Origin of the sequence: Escherichia sp. E2562 (genome assembly GCF_005781075.1) — a bacterium.
Classification (GTDB): Bacteria; Pseudomonadota; Gammaproteobacteria; order Enterobacterales; family Enterobacteriaceae; genus Escherichia.
In genome coordinates this window covers 68,251-88,837 of sequence record NZ_VATM01000006.1, presented here as the reverse complement: position 1 = coordinate 88,837, position 20,587 = coordinate 68,251, and the positions used below count along the sequence as shown (strand labels likewise).

Sequence of the window (20,587 nt, the reverse complement as noted above, 5' to 3'; positions counted from 1 at the left end):
AGAGACTATGTACAGCGCAAAAGGCACGCAGGCCTATGCACAAATTGGCGTTGAGAGCGCCGTGATGAGCGCCAGTCCACAGCAACTGGTTACCATGCTATTTGACGGCGTGTTGAGTGCGCTGGTAAGAGCACGCCTGTTTATGCAGGACAACAACCTGGAAGGTAAAGGCGTTTCTTTATCGAAAGCTATCAACATCATTGAGAATGGGCTGAAGGTGAGCCTCGAAGAAGAAAGCCAGGATGAATTAACCCAGAATTTAATTGCGCTCTATAGCTATATGGTCAGGCGTTTGCTGCAAGCGAATTTGCGTAACGATGTCTCCGCAGTCGAAGAAGTGGAAACGTTGATGCGCAATATTGCCGATGCCTGGAAAGAGACTTTACTCTCCCCTTCTTTGATTCAGGACCCTGTCTGATGAACCATGCACCGCACTTGTATTTTGCCTGGCAGCAACTTGTCGAAAAAAGCCAGCTCATGTTACGCCTGGCGACAGAAGGACGATGGGATGAACTCATCGCCAGCGAAATGGATTATGTGAATGCGGTGCAACAAATCGCACACCTGACGGAAGAGATGGCACCCTCTGCCATGATGCAGGAACAACTCAAACCGATGCTACGCCTCGTCCTGGACAACGAAAGCAACGTTAAGCAGTTATTGCAGGGGCGAATGGATGAGCTGGCGAAGCTGGTTGGTCAGTCATCGATGCAAAAATCCGTATTAAGTGCTTACGGCGACCAGGGCGGCTACGTACTGGCGCCGCAGGAGAATATCGTCAATTTTTCTCCCCATCTGCATTTTGGCAAAGCATAAAAGTTGGATTACTCGCGAATAACCTGATTACGGCTACGCTTCTAATGTTCCCCTCATGTGGAGTCGAAGAATGCGTAATCCCACGCTGTTGCAATGCTTTCACTGGTATTACCCTGAAGGCGGCAAGCTCTGGCCCGAGCTTGCCGAGCGCGCCGACGGTTTAAATGATATTGGTATCAATATGGTCTGGCTACCACCTGCCTATAAAGGCGCATCGGGCGGATATTCTGTCGGCTACGACTCCTATGATTTATTTGATTTAGGCGAGTTTGATCAAAAAGGCACTGTCGCGACGAAATATGGTGATAAAGCGCAATTGCTGGCGGCCATCGACGCGCTTAAACGCAACGACATCGCCGTACTGCTGGATGTGGTGGTGAACCACAAAATGGGTGCCGACGAAAAAGAAGCGATTCGCGTTCAGCGAGTTAACGAAGAGTGTCGCACGCAAATTGATGATGAAATTATCGAATGCGAAGGCTGGACCCGTTACACCTTCCCTGCACGAGCCGGAAAATATTCACAATTTATATGGGACTTCAAATGTTTTAGCGGTATCGACCATATCGAAAACCCGCATGAAGATGGCATCTTTAAAATCGTCAACGATTACACTGGCGAAGGCTGGAATGATCAGGTCGATGATGAATTAGGCAATTTCGATTATCTGATGGGCGAAAATATCGATTTTCGTAACCATGCCGTCACCGAAGAGCTCAAATACTGGGCGCGCTGGGTAATGGAACAAACTCAGTGCGATGGTTTTCGTCTCGACGCGGTAAAACATATTCCGGCGTGGTTCTATAAAGAGTGGATCGAGCATGTGCAAGAAGTTGCGCCGAAACCACTCTTTATTGTGGCGGAATACTGGTCGCGCGAGGTCGAGAAACTGCAAACGTATATTGACCAAGTGGAAGGTAAAACTATGCTGTTTGATGCACCGCTGCAGATGAAATTCCACGAAGCGTCTCGTATGGGGCGTGATTATGATATGACTGAGATTTTTAGCGGCACATTGGTTGAAGTCGATCCTTTCCACGCTGTGACGCTGGTCGCCAACCACGACACCCAGCCGTTACAAGCCCTTGAAGCTCCGGTGGAGCCGTGGTTTAAGCCTCTGGCTTATGCCCTTATTTTGCTACGGGAAAATGGCGTGCCTTCGGTGTTTTACCCTGATCTGTACGGGGCTCATTACGAAGATGTCGGCGGTGACGGACAGACCTATCCAATCGATATGCCAATAATCGAACAACTTGATGAGCTAATCCTCGCCCGCCAGCGTTTTGCCCACGGTGTACAGACGCTATTTTTCGATCATCCGAACTGTATTGCCTTTAGTCGCAGTGGCACCGATGAATATCCTGGCTGCGTTGTGGTTATGTCGAACGGCGACGATGGCGAAAAGACGATAAAACTGGGTGAGAACTACGGCAATAAAACCTGGCGCGATTTTCTCGGTAATCGACAAGAGAGCATAGTTACCGATGAAAATGGCGAAGCGACATTCTTTTGCAACGGCGGCAGCGTCAGCGTTTGGGTTATCGAAGAGGTGATTTAAAACCGATCGCTGACAATACACGCATCGTTATTGCGGCGCCGTTACAGTTCCAGGCCCGATAAGCTTGCGTATCGGGCACTTTTTTTGACATGAAAATCCCCCAACGCCAGGGGGATTTCATTACGGCAGCGGCGTCGGTAACGGCGCTTTTTCCAGCGCGGCGGCACACTCTGCCGTCGGACGAGCCACGCGTTCCATCGTCATGCCATCATACTCAATGGTGTTACCGTCACGCTCAATCTCGTACAGCTCACGTTTCACAGTAACGTTTGTGAGAGAATCAGACATCAGCGTCAGCTTACCCGGTAACGCAATCACTCGCTGCCATTGACGGCAATCCAGGGTATCACCCTCTTTAGTGACAATCAGGCTACCAATCGCTTCTGGGCTGACCAGCGCACGTTGCGGCCCTTTGGTCTGCCAGTACCCTGCCAACCAGTCTGGCGCAGGGGTTTTTACAACATTATTATAGTTTTCGACTTCGGCACAGCCCGCCAACAACATGAGTGCGCCTGCAATTGCGAGTTTTTTCATCATTCATCCTGCATGAGAAGAAAAGTGGATTGTGGCATTAAAGCCCTGACGCTGCCAGCCTTTCCAGGCCCAAAGAGAAATTTGATCTAACTATTATTTTTGTGAATTATTACCACGCAAATAAATTCTCCTGATGTATGATTCGCGACTCTTGTTTAAACCTTCTGAGTTCAGAGGCTACATACATGTCATGGCAGCAATTCAAACAAGCCTGGTTGATTAAATTCTGGGCGCCAATCCCTGCGGTCATCGCGGCGGGCATTCTCTCCACTTACTATTTTGGCATTACCGGCACTTTTTGGGCAGTTACGGGTGAATTTACCCGCTGGGGCGGTCAGCTCCTGCAACTGTTTGGCGTCCATGCTGAAGAGTGGGGCTATTTTAAAATCATCCATCTGGAAGGATCGCCATTAACCCGCATTGACGGGATGATGATTCTCGGTATGTTCGGCGGCTGTTTTGCCGCGGCATTATGGGCCAACAACGTCAAACTACGCATGCCGCGTAGCCGTATCCGCATTATGCAGGCCATTATTGGCGGGATTATTGCTGGTTTTGGTGCGCGTCTGGCGATGGGCTGTAACCTGGCGGCGTTCTTTACCGGCATTCCTCAGTTCTCGCTGCACGCCTGGTTCTTTGCCATCGCTACCGCCATCGGCTCATGGTTTGGCGCGCGCTTTACCCTGCTGCCTGTCTTTCGTACCCCCGTGAAAATGCAGAAAGTCTCTGCCGCCTCACCGTTGACGCAGAAACCAGATCAGGCGCGGCGCCGTTTTCGTCTCGGGATGCTGGTCTTTTTCGGCATGCTTGGCTGGGCGCTGCTGACGGCGATGAACCAACCAAAGCTGGGGCTGGCGATGCTGTTTGGTGTCGGCTTTGGCTTGCTGATAGAACGTGCACAAATCTGCTTTACTTCGGCGTTCCGCGACATGTGGATCACCGGACGAACCCACATGGCGAAAGCGATCATTTTCGGTATGGCGGTAAGTGCCATCGGGATTTTCAGTTATGTACAGTTAGGCGTAGAACCTAAAATCATGTGGGCGGGTCCGAACGCGGTAATTGGTGGATTACTGTTTGGTTTTGGTATTGTGCTGGCGGGCGGCTGCGAAACGGGATGGATGTACCGCGCGGTGGAAGGCCAGGTACATTACTGGTGGGTCGGTCTGGGCAACGTTATTGGCTCCACGATTCTGGCGTATTACTGGGATGATTTCGCCCCGGCGCTGGCAACCGACTGGGACAAAAGCAACCTGCTAAAAACCTTTGGTCCAATGGGCGGCCTGCTGGTGACATATTTACTATTGTTCGCTGCGCTGATGTTGATTATCGGTTGGGAAAAACGCTTCTTCCGCCGTGCGGCGCCGCAGACAGCTAAGGAGATCGCATGAAAAATATCGTTCCTGATTACCGTCTTGATATGGTGGGCGAGCCCTGCCCTTACCCGGCGGTTGCAACCCTTGAGGCGATGCCGCAGTTAAAAAAAGGCGAGATCCTAGAAGTAGTCAGCGATTGTCCACAGTCGATTAACAATATTCCGCTGGATGCGCGTAATCACGGCTATACGGTACTGGATATTCAGCAAGACGGGCCGACCATTCGTTATCTAATTCAGAAGTAATCTTTTCTCCCGCTGTTTCAGGCAGCGGGAGTCACTTGCTACGAATACTCCGTTGTCTATTTTCCGTACCGCAGTTAGATTATTATTGATTCACACAGACACAGCATTAAGTGATCGGACCAGATTGAAGGAATAACACCGATCATGCAAACTACTCTCCCTCACAACTGACGAGAGATTATTTCCCTGATGGATCAGGTTGCTAATTTTCAAAAGATGTTTGAGCAAGTGAGAACGGAGCTAAACTTTTCCTGGTTTTATGCTGAGTTAAAACGTCATCGTATTGCACATTATATTTACTATCTTGCCACAGATAACATCAGGATCGTCACGCACGATGACAATGTTTTGTTAATCAGAGGGAGCAGAAGTCTATTAAAAGTCAGTGCCATCAAGGATCCTGAGCAAGTCAAAAAAGCAGCCCGGACTCACATTTCAAGACAGTCAACATTTCGGGAATATTGTATAACGCTTGCAAAGGCTGGCGTTTTCCGGTGGGTTACTGACGTTGGTGATAATAAGCGTCGTTACTATTCTATCGATAATACACTTTTATATATTGAAGATATCGAGAACAACAAACCACTTATTTAGCTGTTCTCGCCAGCTCAGCTCTGACAGTGACTGGTTATTAATAAAATTTTTTAAATGAACGGTTCCGAAATAGCGATTAACTAACACCTTCATGTTCATGCCTGTGACCATGTATTTTTCGTTGATGACAAAGAAAGCCCTGGGGCGCACCAGATAACAGGCAGTCAGAGTTGACTGAAACATCAAGCATCGTAGTTCGCCGTAGATATAACGATGTGATTTACCCCATATATGCCCCACCACTCAGCATCGAAGAGCACAAAGCCTTGCAATCCAGTGCAAAGCTTTGTGTGCCCCCCACTACGACCTGCATAACCAGTTAGAAGATAGCAGTGATGTCAAACGACGCAGCTGTCTTCTTTTCTTTCACGCTTTCCCCCACCCAGCCTGCCTGCCACAACTGAAGTGAATGTCTGTTATGAGCGAATCGCGGAAGTTGACGGTTCCGGGATGAACATTGATGTTGTCGTGATTCAATGCCTCCTTTAATGACATGAGTGTAAAATAAGATTATTCTCATTAGGCGATTTTCTTAACTCCATGAGAATTCAATGAATAAAATTACAATTGCTGCAGTCATTCTTTCCTCTGTGCTTCTGGGGGGGTGTGCATCGGTTCCTCTGGCCAGTAATACTGAAAACGAGACAGCTAAGTCTTTCCCGATCCCGGAAAATGGTAAAGCCGGTCTATACGTTTACAGAGACAGTTTTGTTGGTAAAGCGTTAAAAAAGGATGTTTATCTTGACGGCCGTTGTCTTGGTGAAACGGCTGACAGAGTCTTTTTCTATCAGCAAATATCGACCAGCCAACCACATACGCTGGGAACTGAATCTGAGTTTTCACCTAATAATCTGACAATCAATGTCACGTCCGGGAAAAACTACTTTGTTCGCCAGTACATCAAAATGGGCGTTTTTGTTGGTGGAGCTGGACTTGAACAGGTTTCCGAAAACGAAGGTATCCGCGTCGTTTCTAAACCTGAAGTTAAGTTAGCAGTGCCAGGTCATTGCGATAACTGAGCGGCGGAAATTTAATATCCAGCCCGCATCAGGGCCGGATATCATTCGCTTCTCGGTTTGGCTATATTGTTAAGAATTTGCGGGCACATTCCCCACTTTATCTTTTTTGGCTTTCGAATTATCAGCTGCCTTTGGTTTCTGGCTGGAGGAGCATTTTAGGTCAACTGTGCTTTTTCCAACCTGCATGCCGGAGAGTTCGCTTTGCGGTCAGAATCTGTACACAACTGGTGGTTGTGTTGGTGATTTTAACAATGCTCGCCTTAGTGCTCACTTGTACCCAGGAACGGCGATAAACAGCTGACAAGCAATGCCGGGGGTTTAGCTCTTTATGACCCTCGGCCACTTCCGCTCCAGGTATGGAACGGACAATCTGCTGGTCTGAAGGTCCGCTGTGAGCGAGAAGCAGACAAAGGAGTGCTTTTAAAAGTTTAATACTTGTCTCAGTCCGAGATTTTGGTGAGTATTGATTCACTATAGTTTTCCTCCAGCATAAAGGGAGGCCCATATAGCAGCCCCTGCCAAGATAAGAACTAAAAATCTCTCAACCGTTTTGATAACTTTATATCTATATGTTGACTTGAATCTAAAGTCATTAAAAATAAGGTATTGCCTATAAATATAATTGCTCATATTGGAAGCAGAATGCTGTGCAGTGGATGTACAATACCTACAATATATGGAAAAATGTTTTTTTATGTGTTTGGGTGTTATTTGGGATGGGTTTTGATACTTACCTATTATTATTTCAGTTTCATTGATTTTCCCAGCATTAGATTGATAAGGCGCAACAAACACAAGAACATCACCGGATGGTCCCTGCGAATACCATAATTGAGCATTCCTTTCGAATGCAACTTCTAATCTTTTGTTGTCAGAGGATGATATGTTAAAACCCAAGAATCTGACCCCAGTAAAAATATGAGTCGAATTAATATATTGTGAACTAATAAGATTAGATGATTTGATTGGTTCATCATCTTTTGATCTGCTAATGTAAAGGCTTCCAAAGATATCGGCACTATGAGTGTCAGCATTTAAAATTTCAAACTCCCTTTGAACTCGATCGTCCATAAACCTCCAATTTATGCGTTTAAAATATGCATTTAAACTATCTCTTCTTATTCTCTCTGCAGCAGACTTTAATTTCAAAGTAAATCCTTAAATATAAAAATAGTTCATCATATATTCCTAGGTAAACTAGGAAGTTATTATGCTGAAAAGCATCACAGGAAATAAAATCAAACAAGTTCCAAGCATACTACATCGACAAACATCGATGCGCTCACATTCAGTATGAGAAACTTCGTTACGCGTGCCGACCTACTCCCCTTAAACTAATGCAGCATGATGTTAGGAACTTCCGCCTCTGGCACAAAGCAGTCCCCATGTGATAGTGCCGCGCTGCCATGGGGTCTTGTAGATAAATCCTCTCGTAAAAAACTACATTTCTCAGTCAAACAGTAGATATCTGCAGATACATGAAATTAGCATATTGCATTATAAGTGAACAAATATCGACCATGTAAATTACAGAAATGCATATGCTATATTTCAACTAATTGCAAACTTACATTAAATAGCAAACAAATCCCTGCAGTAAATTATAACAAATGTTACAAACATCTTTTCTACCTTAATAGATAACTATTTTTCCTGCCTTAACGCAAATTAACCACTTATTATCTGTTACTACTCAGGTTATTAATATAATGACTTGACACATATAATTATTCATTTTTTACATCAGAAAAATGTGAGCCATATCGAATTAGGCAACATTTTATTTGTTTTTATTATCCGAATATAATTTATTTCTTTACTTTTTTGAGATTAATCCTAAAAATACGCGCTTTAACAATTTTACCTAAAAAGGAGAAACGTAATGTTTACACACAAAAAATCAATAACTATCATCATGTTATGCCTATCTGCCGGCATCTCTGGATGTCAATCAAATGCTGATGAGTATGCTGCTGACGTTTACGAAGCCAATCAATTAAATTCAAAGCAAGAAACTAAAACAGTTAATATCATTTCTGTTCTTCCCGCTAAAGTTGCTGTTGACAACACTGCAAATAAACAAGCAGCTCAAACTTTCGGAGCTATTTTAGGCGCCGTTGCTGGGGGGGTGGCTGGACATAACGTTGGAACCGGAAGTAATCTGGGAACCGCAGCAGGAGCTGTGGGTGGGGGAGCAGTTGGAGCAGCTGCGGGTACACTTGTAAAAGATAAATCTATTGTAGAGGGTGTTTCTTTAACCTACAAAGATGGAACAAAAATGTTTACATCAACCCAAGTGGGCAAATCTTGTCAATTTACCCCAGGTTTAGCTGTAGTCATTTCGACAAAAAATAATGAAACCAGAATTCAGCCTAATGCCTCTTGCCCTGAAAAAGCATAACACACAGTATCCATCATGAAAAAAATACTCATAGCTCTTGTTGCTATACCTTTCTCTCTCAGTTTTGCCAGTTCCTTACAAAGTCAACTTGCGGCAGTAGCTGAAGCAGAACAACAAGGAATCGCTGAAGAAAAAAGAGCAAATGACGCACATAAGGAAAATCTAGAGCGAGAAGCCCGTCTGGAGCAGCAACGACGTGCTAGTGCAATTGAAGCACAAAATAGAAAAGCTGCAGCTATTGCTGCAGACAGAAAAGCCGCACGCGAAAAGTTAGAATCTGAAATTAAGGAAGATAAGAAACGAGACATCGCATATGAAAATGAATTACGAAGCTTAGAGATTCAAAAACTAAAATTGGCTTTAGCTCGAGAAGAAGCTCGAGTCAAAAGAGAGAATGACTTTATAGATCAAGAACTGAAGAACAAAGCTGCACAGACAGACATCCTTCAATCCAACGCAGATGCAAATAGAAATATTTCTGAAGGTGGAAAGGAGTTAATGAAAAGTACTGGAAAAGCCAAAGAAAAAGAAGCTAGAGGATTCTTTAACTAATTTCATTCATGGTTATAATCAGTGCACATAAAATATATTCTTCTGTTAATGGAATATATAAAAGGCTGTCAAACCATTGGCAGCCTTACAGCAATCATAAAATTGCGTGAACTTCCGGTATCATAGTTGCATGTTGGTCTTTGACCGCTGGAGCTAACCCTAACTTCATCGCGAAGCAAATGGGACACTCTGATGCTCAGATGGTTTATCGCGTTTACGGATCGTGGATGGCAGAAAACAATCAGGATCAGGTATCAATTTTAAACCAGAAATTGAGTGAGTTTGCCCCATCCATGCCCCACGCTGTGGGATCGGATGTAATTAAACAAGCATAGTCAACAGGTTACAAAACCTACACCTGCATGGACATCATTTCCTGGTACGCCGCCACCAGCTTATTACGCACCTGAATCCCCATTTGCATTGAAACTGAGGCTTTTTGCATATCGGCCATCACATCGTTTAGCGCTACGCCGGGTTCGCCGAGGGTGAATTTTTCTGCCTGGGTGCGGGCGGCGGTTTGCGTATCACTTATACGATCGAGCGCGGCATGAAACTGTCCGGCAAAACTGATGCCAGGTTGTGGTAGTGATTCCTGCGCACGGGCACTCATCGCCGTAGCCTGTAACTGGCTGATAACCCCTTCAATCCCCTGTATGGCTGACATATTCATCTCCTGGACCATTTCTGGTAGCAGAGATTAACAGTAAGTCAATAAGATAAAGGCGTTAAATAACGATAAAAAACCGGGTTAATTGGCGCATAGAAAAAAATAAAACCACAAATAATGAGGCCGTCAATTTTTCGAGTTTGCTGACCCGGGAGTGCGTCTTGTTCCACTTTGCCAATAACGCCGTCTTTCATCTGCCGCGAGGTGCGCGATGAATACGACTGCAGCCCAGACAAAATCTCTTGAGTGGCTTAATCGCCTACGCGCGAATCCGAGAATCCCTTTGATTGTTGCTGGTTCCGCTGCAGTGGCAGTGATAGTCGCGTTAGTTCTATGGGCAAAAGCCCCTGATTACCGCACGTTATTCAGCAACCTTTCCGATCAGGATGGTGGCGCGATTGTCAGCCAACTGACGCAGATGAACATCCCTTACCGCTTTAGTGAAGCCAGTGGTGCAATTGAAGTTCCGGCGGATAAGGTTCACGAATTGCGTCTGCGTCTGGCGCAGCAAGGCTTACCTAAAGGCGGAGCGGTCGGCTTTGAGCTGCTCGATCAGGAAAAGTTTGGTATCAGCCAGTTCAGCGAACAGGTGAATTATCAGCGAGCGCTGGAAGGCGAACTTTCTCGTACCATCGAAACTATCGGCCCGGTAAAAGGGGCGCGCGTGCATCTGGCGATGCCGAAACCGTCTTTATTTGTCCGTGAGCAAAAATCCCCTTCCGCATCGGTAACGGTGAATTTATTGCCAGGACGTGCGCTGGATGAAGGGCAAATTAGCGCCGTTGTGCATCTGGTTTCCAGTGCAGTAGCTGGGCTGCCACCGGGTAACGTTACACTGGTGGATCAAGGTGGGCATCTGTTAACCCAGTCCAACACCAGCGGGCGCGATCTCAATGATGTTCAGTTGAAATATACCAGCGATGTCGAAGGCCGCATTCAGCGTCGTATTGAAGCAATTCTGTCGCCTATTGTCGGCAACGGCAATATTCATGCGCAAGTCACAGCGCAGCTAGATTTCGCCAATAAAGAGCAAACAGAAGAGCAGTATCGCCCTAATGGCAATGAGTCACAGGCAGCACTTCGTTCCCGTCAACTGAATGAAAGCGAGCAAAGCGGTTCCGGTTATCCGGGCGGCGTGCCGGGGGCATTATCTAATCAGCCCGCGCCCGCAAATAACGCGCCGATCAGTACGCCTCCGGCAAATCAAAACAATCGCCAACAACAGACGAGTACCACCAGCAATAGTGGACCGCGCAGCACACAGCGTAATGAAACCAGCAACTACGAAGTCGATCGCACCATTCGTCATACCAAAATGAACGTCGGCGACGTTCAACGTCTGTCTGTCGCGGTAGTGGTGAATTACAAAACGCTGCCGGATGGCAAACCGTTGCCACTGAGCGCCGAACAGATGAAACAAATTGATGATCTGACCCGCGAGGCAATGGGCTTTTCGGAAAAACGCGGTGATTCGCTCAATGTCGTCAACTCGCTGTTTACCAGTAGTGATGAAAGTGGTGGTGAGTTGCCGTTCTGGCAACAACAAGCGTTTATCGATCAGTTACTGGCTGCCGGACGCTGGTTGCTGGTGATACTGGTGGCGTGGCTGCTGTGGCGTAAAGCGGTGCGTCCGCAATTAATCCGCCGCGCTGAGGTGGTGAAAGCCGTTCAGCAACAGACACAAACTCGCCAGGAGACGGAAGATGCAGTGGAAGTACGCCTGAGCAAAGACGAACAACTGCAACAACGCCGCGCTAACCAACGTCTGGGGGCTGAGGTAATGAGCCAGCGCATCCGCGACATGTCTGATAACGATCCGCGCGTAGTGGCGCTGGTCATTCGCCAGTGGATAAATAACGATCATGAGTAACCTGACAGGCACCGATAAAAGCGTCATTCTGCTGATGACCATTGGCGAAGACCGGGCGGCAGAGGTATTCAAGCACCTGTCCCAACGAGAAGTGCAAACCCTGAGCGCGGCAATGGCGAACGTCTCGCAGATCTCCAACAAACAATTAACTGAAGTACTGGCAGAGTTTGAACAAGAAGCCGAACAGTTTGCCGCACTGAATATTAACGCCAATGATTATCTGCGTTCAGTGCTGGTCAAAGCGCTGGGCGAAGAGCGTGCCGCCAGTCTGCTGGAAGATATTCTCGAAACCCGCGACACTGCCAGCGGTATTGAAACGCTCAACTTTATGGAGCCACAGAGCGCCGCCGATCTGATTCGCGATGAACATCCACAGATTATCGCCACCATTCTGGTGCATCTGAAACGCGCTCAAGCCGCCGATATTCTGGCGTTGTTCGATGAACGTCTGCGCCACGACGTGATGCTACGTATCGCCACATTTGGCGGCGTACAACCTGCCGCGCTGGCTGAACTGACAGAAGTGCTGAATGGCCTGCTCGATGGCCAGAATCTCAAACGCAGCAAAATGGGCGGCGTGAGAACAGCAGCGGAAATTATCAACCTGATGAAAACTCAGCAGGAAGAAGCGGTTATTACCGCCGTGCGTGAATTTGACGGCGAGCTGGCGCAGAAAATCATCGACGAGATGTTCCTGTTCGAAAATCTGGTGGATGTCGACGATCGCAGCATCCAGCGTCTGTTGCAGGAAGTGGATTCCGAATCGTTACTGATCGCGCTGAAAGGTGCAGAACAGCCACTGCGCGAGAAATTCCTGCGCAATATGTCGCAGCGTGCCGCCGATATACTGCGCGACGATCTCGCCAACCGTGGTCCGGTGCGTCTGTCGCAGGTGGAAAACGAACAGAAAGCGATTCTGCTGATTGTGCGCCGCCTTGCCGAAACCGGCGAGATGGTGATTGGCAGCGGCGAGGATACCTATGTCTGATAATCTGCCGTGGAAAACCTGGACACCGGACGATCTCGCGCCACCACAGGCGGAGTTTGTGCCGCTGATGGAGCCAGAAGAAACCGTCACTGAAGAGGCCGAACCCAGCCTTGAGCAGCAACTGGCACAACTGCAAATGCAGGCCCACGAGCAAGGTTATCAGGCGGGGATTGCCGAAGGTCGCCAGCAAGGCCATGAACAAGGCTATCAGGAAGGTCTGGCTCAGGGGCTGGAACAAGGACTGGCACAAGCAAAATCCCAGCAAGCGCCGATTCATGCCCGGATGCAGCAACTGGTCAGCGAGTTTCAGACCACCCTTGACGCGCTGGATAGCGTGATTGCTTCACGCCTGATGCAGATGGCGCTGGAGGCAGCGCGTCAGGTGATCGGCCAGACGCCAACGGTGGACAACTCGGCACTGATCAAACAGATCCAACAGTTGTTGCAGCAAGAACCGTTATTCAGCGGCAAACCGCAGCTACGCGTGCACCCGGATGATCTACAACGTGTTGATGAGATGCTCGGCGCAACCTTAAGTTTGCATGGCTGGCGCTTGCGCGGCGACCCGACCCTGCATCCTGGCGGTTGTAAAGTCTCCGCTGATGAAGGCGATCTCGACGCCAGTGTCGCCACCCGCTGGCAAGAACTCTGCCGTCTGGCAGCGCCAGGAGTGGTGTAATGACCACGCGGCTGACTCGCTGGCTAACCTCGCTGGATAACTTCGAAGCCAAAATGGCGCAGTTGCCTGCGGTGCGTCGCTACGGGCGATTAACCCGCGCCACCGGGCTGGTGCTGGAAGCCACCGGATTGCAACTGCCGCTCGGCGCAACCTGTGTCATTGAACGTCAGAACGGCACTGAAACGCACGAAGTAGAAAGCGAAGTGGTTGGCTTTAACGGTCAACGGCTGTTTTTAATGCCGCTGGAGGAAGTGGAAGGCGTGCTGCCCGGCGCACGCGTTTACGCCAGAAATATCTCCGGCGATGGGCTGCAAAGCGGCAAGCAGTTACCGCTCGGTCCGGCGTTATTAGGTCGCGTTCTGGACGGCGGTGGTAAACCGCTCGATGGTCTGCCCTCCCCCGACACGACTGAAACTGGCGCCCTGATTACCCCGCCGTTTAACCCGTTGCAACGTACACCGATTGAGCATGTGCTGGATACGGGCGTGCGCCCAATTAATGCCCTGCTTACCGTTGGGCGCGGGCAGCGTATGGGGCTGTTTGCCGGATCTGGCGTTGGTAAAAGTGTGCTGCTGGGAATGATGGCACGCTACACGCGTGCCGATGTGATCGTCGTTGGTTTGATTGGTGAACGTGGGCGAGAAGTAAAAGATTTTATTGAGAATATTCTCGGTGCCGAAGGGCGTGCGCGCTCCGTGGTGATTGCCGCTCCGGCGGATGTTTCTCCGCTCCTGCGAATGCAGGGTGCCGCCTATGCCACGCGCATTGCCGAAGATTTTCGCGATCGTGGTCAGCATGTATTGCTGATTATGGACTCCCTCACCCGCTACGCGATGGCCCAACGTGAGATTGCGCTGGCGATTGGCGAACCACCCGCCACCAAAGGTTATCCACCGTCGGTATTCGCCAAATTACCGGCGCTGGTCGAACGTGCCGGAAACGGAATCAGCGGCGGCGGCTCGATTACCGCGTTTTATACCGTGCTCACCGAAGGCGATGACCAGCAGGATCCGATTGCCGACTCCGCGCGGGCGATCCTCGACGGTCACATCGTGCTTTCTCGTCGTCTGGCTGAAGCCGGGCACTATCCGGCAATTGATATTGAAGCCTCAATCAGCCGTGCAATGACGGCGTTGATCAGCGAGCAGCATTACGCGCGGGTACGCACATTCAAGCAGCTGTTGTCGAGTTTTCAACGTAACCGCGATCTGGTCAGCGTCGGCGCGTATGCCAAAGGCAGCGATCCAATGCTCGATAAAGCTATCGCCTTGTGGCCGCAGCTGGAGGGCTATTTGCAACAAGGCATTTTTGAACGCGCGGACTGGGAAGACTCTCTCCAGGGGCTGGAACGTATTTTTCCGACGGTGTGATTACGCAGGAGATAACAGCAGATGGCAGAACATGGCGCCCTGGCGACCCTGAAAGATCTGGCAGAAAAAGAGGTGGATAATGCGGCCCGCCTGCTGGGTGAAATGCGTCGCGGATGTCAGCAGGCGGAAGAACAACTCAAAATGCTGATCGATTATCAAAACGAATATCGCAGTAACCTGAACAACGACATGAGTGCAGGAATGACCAGTAATCGCTGGATCAACTACCAGCAGTTCATTCAGACGCTGGAAAAGGCCATTACCCAGCACCGCCAGCAGCTTAATCAGTGGACGCAGAAAGTTGACATTGCTCTGAACAGCTGGCGAGAAAAGAAACAACGTTTGCAGGCCTGGCAGACCCTCCAGGAACGGCAATCCACGGCGGCCCTGTTAGCAGAAAACCGCCTCGATCAGAAAAAGATGGACGAGTTCGCCCAGCGCGCCGCCATGAGGAAAACTGAATGATTCGTTTAGCGCCCTTGATTACCGCTGACGTTGACACATCCACATTGCCCGGTGCTAGCGCCACTGACACGGCACAGGATTTTCTTGCGTTGTTGAGCGGGGCATTAGCAGGAGATGCAGCACCAGGCAAAGCTTCGCCATTGCTTCAGGTTGCAGTGGATACCCCACACGCGCAAGGTAAAGAACGCGCCAGCGAAATTCTGGCCGGGGTATTGCCGTCTGATTTACACATCGCTACTGACGAAACGCTGGCTGAAATAACCGCAGCACGACCCGATACAACGCCGCTGACGACGGCTCTGGTTAATACGCTGGCAGCCATGCCAGAAAAGGAGACGGTCGCCGACGATAAAACTGATGACCTTAATGAAGATGCTGTCGCCAGCCTGAGCGCCCTTTTTGCTATGCTGCCCGGTTTTGACAATACCCCCAAAGTGACTGATGCGCCTGTCACAGCGTTACCGACGCAGAAGCAAGCACTCTCAACAAAACTGACTACCGCGCAACTCGCAACAGCACAACCTGACGACGCCCCTGGTGCGCCAGATCAGCCATTAACAACGCTGGTCGCTGAAGCCCAGAGTAAAGCGGAGATCATCAGCACGCCTTCACCTGTTACTACTGTCACCAGTCCGCTAATTACTCCGCACCAGACGCAGCCACTGCCCACCGTCGCAGCGCCTGTTTTGAGCGCACCGCTGGGTTCCCACGAATGGCAACAATCCTTAAGCCAGCATATTTCGCTGTTTACCCGCCAGGGGCAACAAAGTGCCGAACTGCGTTTGCATCCGCAAGATTTAGGCGAAGTGCAAATCTCCCTTAAGGTGGATGACAACCAGGCGCAAATTCAGATGGTTTCACCGCATCAGCACGTGCGCGCCGCTCTGGAAGCGGCTTTGCCGGTACTGCGCACACAACTGGCAGAAAGCGGAATTCAGTTGGGGCAGAGCAATATCAGCGGTGAGAGTTTTAGCGGTCAGCAGCAGGCAGCTTCCGAGCAACAACAAAGTCCACGCACAGCAGGCCATGAACGCCTGACAACCGAGGATGACGATGCATTGCCAGTTCCAACAACTCTTCAGAGAGTTTCATCGGGCAATAGTGGCGTCGATATTTTCGCCTAACGTCAGAGGTAGCACCTTAATCCGCGTCTTTTCCCCGCTTTGCCACACTTAAGACGCAGGATAATTAGCCGATAAGCAGTAGCGACACAGGAAGACCGCAACACATGACTGATTACGCGATAAGCAAGAAAAGCAGGCGATCGCTTTGGCTCCCGATCCTGGTATTCATCACTCTCGCGGCTTGTGCCAGCGCGGGTTACAGCTACTGGCATTCGCAACAAGTGACCGCTGGCGACAAAGTGCAGCAACACGTCGTGCTCTCACCTGTCTTCTATGCGCTAGACACTTTTACGGTCAATCTTGGCGATGCAGATCGCGTGCTTTATATCGGTATAACGCTGCGACTGAAAGATGAAGCCACCCGTTCGCGGTTGAGCGAGTATTTGCCGGAAGTCCGCAGTCGTTTGCTGTTACTGTTTTCGCGCCAGGATGCCGCCGTGCTGGCAACGGAAGAAGGCAAGCAACAACTGATTGCCGCAATTAAAGCCACACTTTCCCCCCCGCTTGTTGCCGGGCAACCGAAACAGGATGTCACCGACGTGCTGTATACCGCTTTTATTCTGCGATAACGACATGGGCGATAGTATTCTTTCTCAAGCTGAAATTGATGCGCTGTTGAATGGTGACAGCGAGGTCAAAGACGAACCGACAACCAGTGTTAGCGGCGAAAGTGACATTCGTCCGTACGATCCTAATACCCAACGACGGGTTGTGCGCGAACGGTTACAGGCGCTGGAAATCATCAATGAACGTTTTGCCCGCCATTTTCGTATGGGGCTGTTCAACCTGCTGCGCCGTAGCCCGGACATTACCGTCGGGGCCATTCGCATTCAGCCGTACCATGAATTTGCCCGCAACCTGCCGGTGCCAACCAACCTGAACCTTATCCATCTGAAACCGCTGCGCGGCACAGGGCTGGTGGTGTTTTCGCCGAGTCTGGTGTTTATCGCCGTGGATAACCTGTTTGGCGGCGATGGTCGCTTCCCTACCAAAGTAGAAGGTCGTGAGTTTACTCATACCGAACAGCGCGTCATCAATCGCATGTTGAAGCTGGCACTTGAAGGCTATAGCGACGCGTGGAAGGCGATTAATCCGCTGGAAGTCGAGTACGTGCGTTCCGAAATGCAGGTGAAATTTACCAATATCACCACCTCACCGAACGACATTGTGGTTAACACGCCGTTCCATGTGGAGATTGGCAACCTGACCGGCGAATTTAATATCTGCCTGCCATTCAGCATGATCGAGCCACTGAGGGAATTGTTGGTTAACCCGCCGCTGGAAAACTCGCGTAATGAAGATCAGAACTGGCGCGATAACCTGGTGCGCCAGGTTCAGCATTCACAGCTGGAGCTGGTTGCCAACTTTGCCGATATTTCGCTGCGCCTGTCGCAGATTTTAAAGCTGAAGCCCGGCGATGTCCTGCCGATAGAAAAACCCGATCGCATTATCGCCCATGTTGACGGCGTTCCGGTACTGACCAGCCAGTACGGCACCATCAACGGTCAGTATGCGTTACGGATAGAACATTTGATTAACCCGATTTTGAATTCTCTGAACGAGGAACAGCCCAAATGAGTGACTTGAATAATCCGGCCGATGACAACAACGGCGCAATGGACGATCTGTGGGCTGAAGCGTTAGGCGAACAAAAATCAACAAGCGGCAAAGGCGCGGCTGAGGCCGTGTTCCAGCAGCTTGGCGGCGGCGACGTCAGTGGAACATTGCAGGATATCGACCTGATTATGGATATTCCGGTTAAGCTGACCGTCGAACTGGGCCGCACACGAATGACCATCAAAGAGTTGTTGCGTCTGACGCAAGGGTCAGTCGTGGCGTTGGACGGTCTGGCGGGCGAACCACTGGATATTCTGATCAACGGTTATTTAATTGCTCAGGGCGAAGTTGTCGTAGTCGCTGATAAATATGGCGTGCGGATCACCGATATCATTACCCCGTCCGAGCGGATGCGCCGCCTGAGCCGTTAGTGATGAATAACCACGCTACTGTACAACCTTCCGCGCCGGTTTCTGCTGCTCCGCTCCTTCAGGTGAGCGGAGCGCTAATTGCCATTATTGTCCTGATCCTCGCTGCGGCCTGGCTGGTAAAAAGGCTGGGATTTGCTCCCAAACGTAATGGCACGAACGGGCTGAAAGTCAGCGCTAGTGCCTCGTTGGGGGCGCGTGAACGGGTTGTGGTGGTCGATGTGGAAGATGCGCGACTGGTGCTCGGTGTTACTACCGGGCAAATCAATCTGCTGCATAAACTTCCCCCTTCTGCGCCAACGGAAGAGTTACCTCAAGCCGATTTTCAGTCGGTCATGAAAAATTTGCTTAAGCGTGGCGGGAGAGCCTGATGCGTCGCCTCTTGTCTGTCGCACCGGCCCTTCTCTGGCTGCTTACTCCCCTCGCCTTTGCTCAACTGCCTGGCATCACCAGCCAGCCGCTGCCTGGCGGTGGACAAAGCTGGTCACTCCCGGTGCAGACGCTGGTGTTCATCACCTCGCTGACTTTTATTCCGGCAATTTTACTGATGATGACCAGCTTCACCCGCATCATCATTGTTTTTGGTTTATTGCGTAACGCACTGGGAACGCCCTCCGCGCCGCCCAACCAGGTTTTGCTGGGGCTGGCGCTGTTTTTGACCTTTTTTATTATGTCTCCGGTAATCGACAAAATTTATGTCGATGCGTACCAGCCATTCAGCGAAGAGAAAATTTCAATGCAGGAGGCACTGGAAAAAGGGGCGCAGCCACTGCGTGAGTTTATGCTGCGCCAGACCCGCGAGGCGGATTTAGGGTTGTTTGCCAGGCTGGCGAATACCGGCCCGTTGCAGGGACCTGAAGCAGTACCGATGCGCATTTTGCTCCCGGCCTACGTGACCAGCGAGTTGAAAACCGCCTTCCAGATAGGCTTCACGATTTTCATTCCGTTTTTGATTATCGACCTGGTTATTGCAAGTGTGTTGATGGCATTGGGGATGATGATGGTTCCCCCCGCGACCATTGCCCTGCCGTTTAAACTGATGTTGTTTGTACTGGTGGATGGCTGGCAATTGCTGGTCGGCTCGCTGGCACAAAGCTTTTACAGCTAGAGAGGCCAAATGACACCCGAATCGGTCATGATGATGGGGACAGAAGCGATGAAAGTCGCGCTGGCACTGGCTGCCCCGCTGTTGCTGGTGGCGCTGGTCACCGGTCTTATCATCAGCATTTTGCAGGCCGCCACGCAGATTAACGAAATGACGCTGTCGTTCATTCCGAAAATCATCGCCGTATTTATCGCCATTATTATTGCCGGACCGTGGATGCTCAACCTGTTGCTGGATTACGTTCGTACCTTATTCACTAACCTACCGTATATCATCGGGTAATCGATGCAATGTTGCAGGTAACAAGCGATCAATGGCTTTCCTGGTTAAGCCTGTATTTCTGGCCATTACTGCGCGTGCTGGCGCTGATCTCCACCGCGCCCATTTTGAGCGAACGCAGCGTGCCAAAACGGGTAAAACTGGGCCTCGCAATGATGATCACGTTCGCCATTGCTCCGGCAATACCCGCCAACGATGTTGCCGTTTTTTCGTTCTATGCCCTATGGCTGGCGGTGCAGCAAATCCTGATTGGCATTGCTCTCGGCTTTACCATGCAATTTGCCTTCGCCGCTGTGCGCACCGCTGGCGAAATTATCGGTCTGCAAATGGGGCTGTCATTTGCGACGTTTGTCGATCCTGGCAGTCATCTCAATATGCCCGTCTTAGCGCGCATTATGGATATGCTGGCGCTACTGTTGTTCCTGACATTTAACGGTCATTTATGGCTGATTTCGTTGCTGGTCGATACATTTCACACTCTACCCATTGGTGGCGAACCGCTGAACAGCAATGCATTCCTGGCACTCACCAGGGCAGGGAGTTTGATTTTTCTTAACGGGTTGATGCTGGCGTTACCGCTCATTACCCTGTTGCTGACGCTGAATCTCGCATTAGGTTTACTGAATCGTATGGCCCCGCAATTATCAATCTTTGTTATTGGTTTTCCATTAACGTTGACTGTCGGCATCTCATTAATGGCGGCATTAATGCCGTTAATTGCTCCTTTTTGCGAACATTTATTTAGTGAAATTTTTAATTTGCTGGCAGATATTATCAGCGAATTACCTGTAATATGATTCCCTAATGTTTATCTTGTTATCCTAAGGATTATCCGAAAAATAATACCAGCGAACATCTTCCAGGATACTCCTGTGGCGAAATATTTGTTTTAACCTCACTCACATATCGCAACATTTACTTTACTTTAAGACAATTCCAGGCAAATTATACAACGCT

The 20,587-nt window shown here is 49.7% G+C and carries 25 protein-coding genes and 1 pseudogene; 23 read left to right on the top strand and 3 right to left on the bottom strand.

All coding sequences use genetic code 11. From position 1 onward, the window contains the following. Window positions 1-7: 7 nt before the first annotated feature. From fliS to amyA, 3 genes are all read left to right on the top strand, one after another. Window positions 8-418, top strand: a complete 411-nt coding sequence (fliS, locus tag FEK43_RS11990; protein ID WP_130208571.1) for a flagellar export chaperone FliS — start codon at window positions 8-10, stop codon at window positions 416-418. Beyond that, window positions 418-816: a flagella biosynthesis regulatory protein FliT gene (fliT, locus tag FEK43_RS11985; RefSeq protein ID WP_130208573.1), complete on the top strand. Its 399-nt coding sequence runs from the start codon at window positions 418-420 to the stop codon at window positions 814-816. The genes fliS and fliT overlap by 1 nt, the downstream gene beginning before the upstream one ends. A gap of 70 nt (window positions 817-886) precedes the next feature. Continuing rightward, window positions 887-2,374 (top strand): alpha-amylase, encoded by a 1,488-nt coding sequence (amyA, locus tag FEK43_RS11980; RefSeq protein ID WP_130259932.1) that lies wholly within the window; start codon window positions 887-889, stop codon window positions 2,372-2,374. 120 nt (window positions 2,375-2,494) lie between these two features. Here the strand turns inward: amyA and yedD are convergent, their stop codons facing one another. Then, the gene (gene yedD / locus FEK43_RS11975) at window positions 2,495-2,908 is read right to left on the bottom strand and encodes a lipoprotein YedD (protein ID WP_064529329.1); all 414 of its coding nucleotides are present in this window, start codon (window positions 2,906-2,908) and stop codon (window positions 2,495-2,497) included. 185 nt (window positions 2,909-3,093) lie between these two features. On the opposite strand from yedD, the gene yedE reads away from it, so the two are divergent. The 4 genes from yedE to FEK43_RS11950 all read left to right on the top strand — a co-directional run bounded on the left by yedE (window position 3,094) and on the right by FEK43_RS11950 (window position 6,142). Beyond that, on the top strand, window positions 3,094-4,299 hold the full coding sequence (gene yedE, locus FEK43_RS11970; protein ID WP_135407093.1) for a selenium metabolism membrane protein YedE/FdhT: 1,206 nt from the start codon (window positions 3,094-3,096) through the stop codon (window positions 4,297-4,299). Beyond that, window positions 4,296-4,529, top strand: coding sequence for a sulfurtransferase-like selenium metabolism protein YedF (gene yedF, locus FEK43_RS11965; protein WP_000790504.1), 234 nt, complete (start codon window positions 4,296-4,298; stop codon window positions 4,527-4,529). Before yedE ends, yedF begins: the two co-directional genes overlap by 4 nt. 189 nt (window positions 4,530-4,718) lie before the next feature. Then, window positions 4,719-5,123 carry a DUF1398 domain-containing protein gene (locus FEK43_RS11960; protein WP_130259933.1) on the top strand — a complete coding sequence of 135 codons (405 nt, stop codon included), beginning with the start codon at window positions 4,719-4,721 and terminating at the stop codon, window positions 5,121-5,123. A gap of 551 nt (window positions 5,124-5,674) precedes the next feature. Continuing rightward, window positions 5,675-6,142, top strand: coding sequence for a DUF2846 domain-containing protein (locus tag FEK43_RS11950; protein WP_130259935.1), 468 nt, complete (start codon window positions 5,675-5,677; stop codon window positions 6,140-6,142). 471 nt (window positions 6,143-6,613) lie between these two features. Here FEK43_RS11950 and FEK43_RS11945 read toward each other — a convergent pair whose 3' ends face one another. Then, on the bottom strand, window positions 6,614-7,291 hold the full coding sequence (locus FEK43_RS11945; RefSeq protein WP_130259936.1) for a hypothetical protein: 678 nt from the start codon (window positions 7,289-7,291) through the stop codon (window positions 6,614-6,616). A 733-nt stretch (window positions 7,292-8,024) separates the two neighbouring features. On the opposite strand from FEK43_RS11945, the gene FEK43_RS11940 reads away from it, so the two are divergent. The 3 genes and pseudogenes from FEK43_RS11940 to FEK43_RS23085 all read left to right on the top strand — a co-directional run. Further along, window positions 8,025-8,543 carry a glycine zipper 2TM domain-containing protein gene (locus FEK43_RS11940; protein ID WP_138158557.1) on the top strand — a complete coding sequence of 173 codons (519 nt, stop codon included), beginning with the start codon at window positions 8,025-8,027 and terminating at the stop codon, window positions 8,541-8,543. A 15-nt stretch (window positions 8,544-8,558) separates the two neighbouring features. After that, a complete protein-coding gene (locus FEK43_RS11935) occupies window positions 8,559-9,095 on the top strand; it encodes a DUF5384 family protein (protein WP_135407095.1) in 537 nt (178 codons plus the stop codon). Between the two features lie 128 nt (window positions 9,096-9,223). Continuing rightward, window positions 9,224-9,430: pseudogene (locus FEK43_RS23085) on the top strand (integrase); the annotation flags it as partial. 17 nt (window positions 9,431-9,447) lie between these two features. Here the strand turns inward: FEK43_RS23085 and fliE are convergent. After that, the gene (gene fliE / locus FEK43_RS11925; protein ID WP_135407098.1) at window positions 9,448-9,762 is read right to left on the bottom strand and encodes a flagellar hook-basal body complex protein FliE; all 315 of its coding nucleotides are present in this window, start codon (window positions 9,760-9,762) and stop codon (window positions 9,448-9,450) included. A gap of 214 nt (window positions 9,763-9,976) precedes the next feature. Between fliE and fliF the strand changes: the two genes are divergently transcribed. The 13 genes from fliF to fliR all read left to right on the top strand — a co-directional run bounded on the left by fliF (window position 9,977) and on the right by fliR (window position 20,427). After that, window positions 9,977-11,635, top strand: coding sequence for a flagellar basal-body MS-ring/collar protein FliF (gene fliF, locus FEK43_RS11920; protein ID WP_135407100.1), 1,659 nt, complete (start codon window positions 9,977-9,979; stop codon window positions 11,633-11,635). After that, window positions 11,628-12,623, top strand: coding sequence for a flagellar motor switch protein FliG (fliG, locus tag FEK43_RS11915; protein WP_032184453.1), 996 nt, complete (start codon window positions 11,628-11,630; stop codon window positions 12,621-12,623). The genes fliF and fliG overlap by 8 nt, the downstream gene beginning before the upstream one ends. Continuing rightward, window positions 12,616-13,302: a flagellar assembly protein FliH gene (gene fliH / locus FEK43_RS11910; protein ID WP_130216477.1), complete on the top strand. Its 687-nt coding sequence runs from the start codon at window positions 12,616-12,618 to the stop codon at window positions 13,300-13,302. Before fliG ends, fliH begins: the two co-directional genes overlap by 8 nt. Beyond that, window positions 13,302-14,672, top strand: coding sequence for a flagellar protein export ATPase FliI (gene fliI, locus FEK43_RS11905; protein ID WP_130208589.1), 1,371 nt, complete (start codon window positions 13,302-13,304; stop codon window positions 14,670-14,672). Before fliH ends, fliI begins: the two co-directional genes overlap by 1 nt. Window positions 14,673-14,693: 21 nt before the next feature. Further along, entirely contained in the window at window positions 14,694-15,137 is a 444-nt protein-coding gene (gene fliJ / locus FEK43_RS11900) for a flagellar export protein FliJ (protein WP_130208591.1), read from the top strand. Further along, window positions 15,134-16,261 (top strand): flagellar hook-length control protein FliK, encoded by a 1,128-nt coding sequence (locus FEK43_RS11895; protein ID WP_135407103.1) that lies wholly within the window; start codon window positions 15,134-15,136, stop codon window positions 16,259-16,261. Before fliJ ends, FEK43_RS11895 begins: the two co-directional genes overlap by 4 nt. A 104-nt stretch (window positions 16,262-16,365) precedes the next feature. Next, window positions 16,366-16,830: a flagellar basal body-associated protein FliL gene (gene fliL, locus FEK43_RS11890; RefSeq protein WP_135407106.1), complete on the top strand. Its 465-nt coding sequence runs from the start codon at window positions 16,366-16,368 to the stop codon at window positions 16,828-16,830. A gap of 4 nt (window positions 16,831-16,834) precedes the next feature. Next, window positions 16,835-17,839 carry a flagellar motor switch protein FliM gene (gene fliM / locus FEK43_RS11885; RefSeq protein WP_130216469.1) on the top strand — a complete coding sequence of 335 codons (1,005 nt, stop codon included), beginning with the start codon at window positions 16,835-16,837 and terminating at the stop codon, window positions 17,837-17,839. Continuing rightward, on the top strand, window positions 17,836-18,249 hold the full coding sequence (gene fliN, locus FEK43_RS11880; protein ID WP_130259942.1) for a flagellar motor switch protein FliN: 414 nt from the start codon (window positions 17,836-17,838) through the stop codon (window positions 18,247-18,249). The genes fliM and fliN overlap by 4 nt, the downstream gene beginning before the upstream one ends. A gap of 2 nt (window positions 18,250-18,251) precedes the next feature. Further along, on the top strand, window positions 18,252-18,617 hold the full coding sequence (gene fliO / locus FEK43_RS11875) for a flagellar biosynthetic protein FliO (RefSeq protein WP_135407268.1): 366 nt from the start codon (window positions 18,252-18,254) through the stop codon (window positions 18,615-18,617). Further along, window positions 18,617-19,354 (top strand): flagellar type III secretion system pore protein FliP, encoded by a 738-nt coding sequence (fliP, locus tag FEK43_RS11870; protein ID WP_130208599.1) that lies wholly within the window; start codon window positions 18,617-18,619, stop codon window positions 19,352-19,354. Before fliO ends, fliP begins: the two co-directional genes overlap by 1 nt. A gap of 9 nt (window positions 19,355-19,363) precedes the next feature. After that, window positions 19,364-19,633 carry a flagellar biosynthesis protein FliQ gene (fliQ, locus tag FEK43_RS11865; RefSeq protein WP_000187358.1) on the top strand — a complete coding sequence of 90 codons (270 nt, stop codon included), beginning with the start codon at window positions 19,364-19,366 and terminating at the stop codon, window positions 19,631-19,633. 8 nt (window positions 19,634-19,641) lie between these two features. After that, window positions 19,642-20,427, top strand: coding sequence for a flagellar biosynthetic protein FliR (gene fliR / locus FEK43_RS11860; RefSeq protein ID WP_135407108.1), 786 nt, complete (start codon window positions 19,642-19,644; stop codon window positions 20,425-20,427). The last annotated feature ends 160 nt before the right edge of the window (window positions 20,428-20,587 follow it).

Coding starts and splice junctions, on each gene's coding strand:
- fliI (WP_130208589.1), top strand. CDS start 13,302: ATGACCACGCGGCTGACTCGCTGGCTAACCTCGCTGGATAACTTCGAA.
- FEK43_RS11935 (WP_135407095.1), top strand. CDS start 8,559: ATGAAAAAAATACTCATAGCTCTTGTTGCTATACCTTTCTCTCTCAGT.
- amyA (WP_130259932.1), top strand. CDS start 887: ATGCGTAATCCCACGCTGTTGCAATGCTTTCACTGGTATTACCCTGAA.
- FEK43_RS11940 (WP_138158557.1), top strand. CDS start 8,025: ATGTTTACACACAAAAAATCAATAACTATCATCATGTTATGCCTATCT.
- fliL (WP_135407106.1), top strand. CDS start 16,366: ATGACTGATTACGCGATAAGCAAGAAAAGCAGGCGATCGCTTTGGCTC.
- fliO (WP_135407268.1), top strand. CDS start 18,252: ATGAATAACCACGCTACTGTACAACCTTCCGCGCCGGTTTCTGCTGCT.
- fliS (WP_130208571.1), top strand. CDS start 8: ATGTACAGCGCAAAAGGCACGCAGGCCTATGCACAAATTGGCGTTGAG.
- FEK43_RS11950 (WP_130259935.1), top strand. CDS start 5,675: ATGAATAAAATTACAATTGCTGCAGTCATTCTTTCCTCTGTGCTTCTG.
- fliR (WP_135407108.1), top strand. CDS start 19,642: ATGTTGCAGGTAACAAGCGATCAATGGCTTTCCTGGTTAAGCCTGTAT.
- fliM (WP_130216469.1), top strand. CDS start 16,835: ATGGGCGATAGTATTCTTTCTCAAGCTGAAATTGATGCGCTGTTGAAT.
- yedF (WP_000790504.1), top strand. CDS start 4,296: ATGAAAAATATCGTTCCTGATTACCGTCTTGATATGGTGGGCGAGCCC.
- fliE (WP_135407098.1), bottom strand. CDS start 9,762: ATGTCAGCCATACAGGGGATTGAAGGGGTTATCAGCCAGTTACAGGCT.
- fliH (WP_130216477.1), top strand. CDS start 12,616: ATGTCTGATAATCTGCCGTGGAAAACCTGGACACCGGACGATCTCGCG.
- FEK43_RS11960 (WP_130259933.1), top strand. CDS start 4,719: ATGGATCAGGTTGCTAATTTTCAAAAGATGTTTGAGCAAGTGAGAACG.
- fliG (WP_032184453.1), top strand. CDS start 11,628: ATGAGTAACCTGACAGGCACCGATAAAAGCGTCATTCTGCTGATGACC.
- fliP (WP_130208599.1), top strand. CDS start 18,617: ATGCGTCGCCTCTTGTCTGTCGCACCGGCCCTTCTCTGGCTGCTTACT.
- yedE (WP_135407093.1), top strand. CDS start 3,094: ATGTCATGGCAGCAATTCAAACAAGCCTGGTTGATTAAATTCTGGGCG.
- fliJ (WP_130208591.1), top strand. CDS start 14,694: ATGGCAGAACATGGCGCCCTGGCGACCCTGAAAGATCTGGCAGAAAAA.
- fliF (WP_135407100.1), top strand. CDS start 9,977: ATGAATACGACTGCAGCCCAGACAAAATCTCTTGAGTGGCTTAATCGC.
- yedD (WP_064529329.1), bottom strand. CDS start 2,908: ATGAAAAAACTCGCAATTGCAGGCGCACTCATGTTGTTGGCGGGCTGT.
- FEK43_RS11895 (WP_135407103.1), top strand. CDS start 15,134: ATGATTCGTTTAGCGCCCTTGATTACCGCTGACGTTGACACATCCACA.
- fliT (WP_130208573.1), top strand. CDS start 418: ATGAACCATGCACCGCACTTGTATTTTGCCTGGCAGCAACTTGTCGAA.
- fliN (WP_130259942.1), top strand. CDS start 17,836: ATGAGTGACTTGAATAATCCGGCCGATGACAACAACGGCGCAATGGAC.
- fliQ (WP_000187358.1), top strand. CDS start 19,364: ATGACACCCGAATCGGTCATGATGATGGGGACAGAAGCGATGAAAGTC.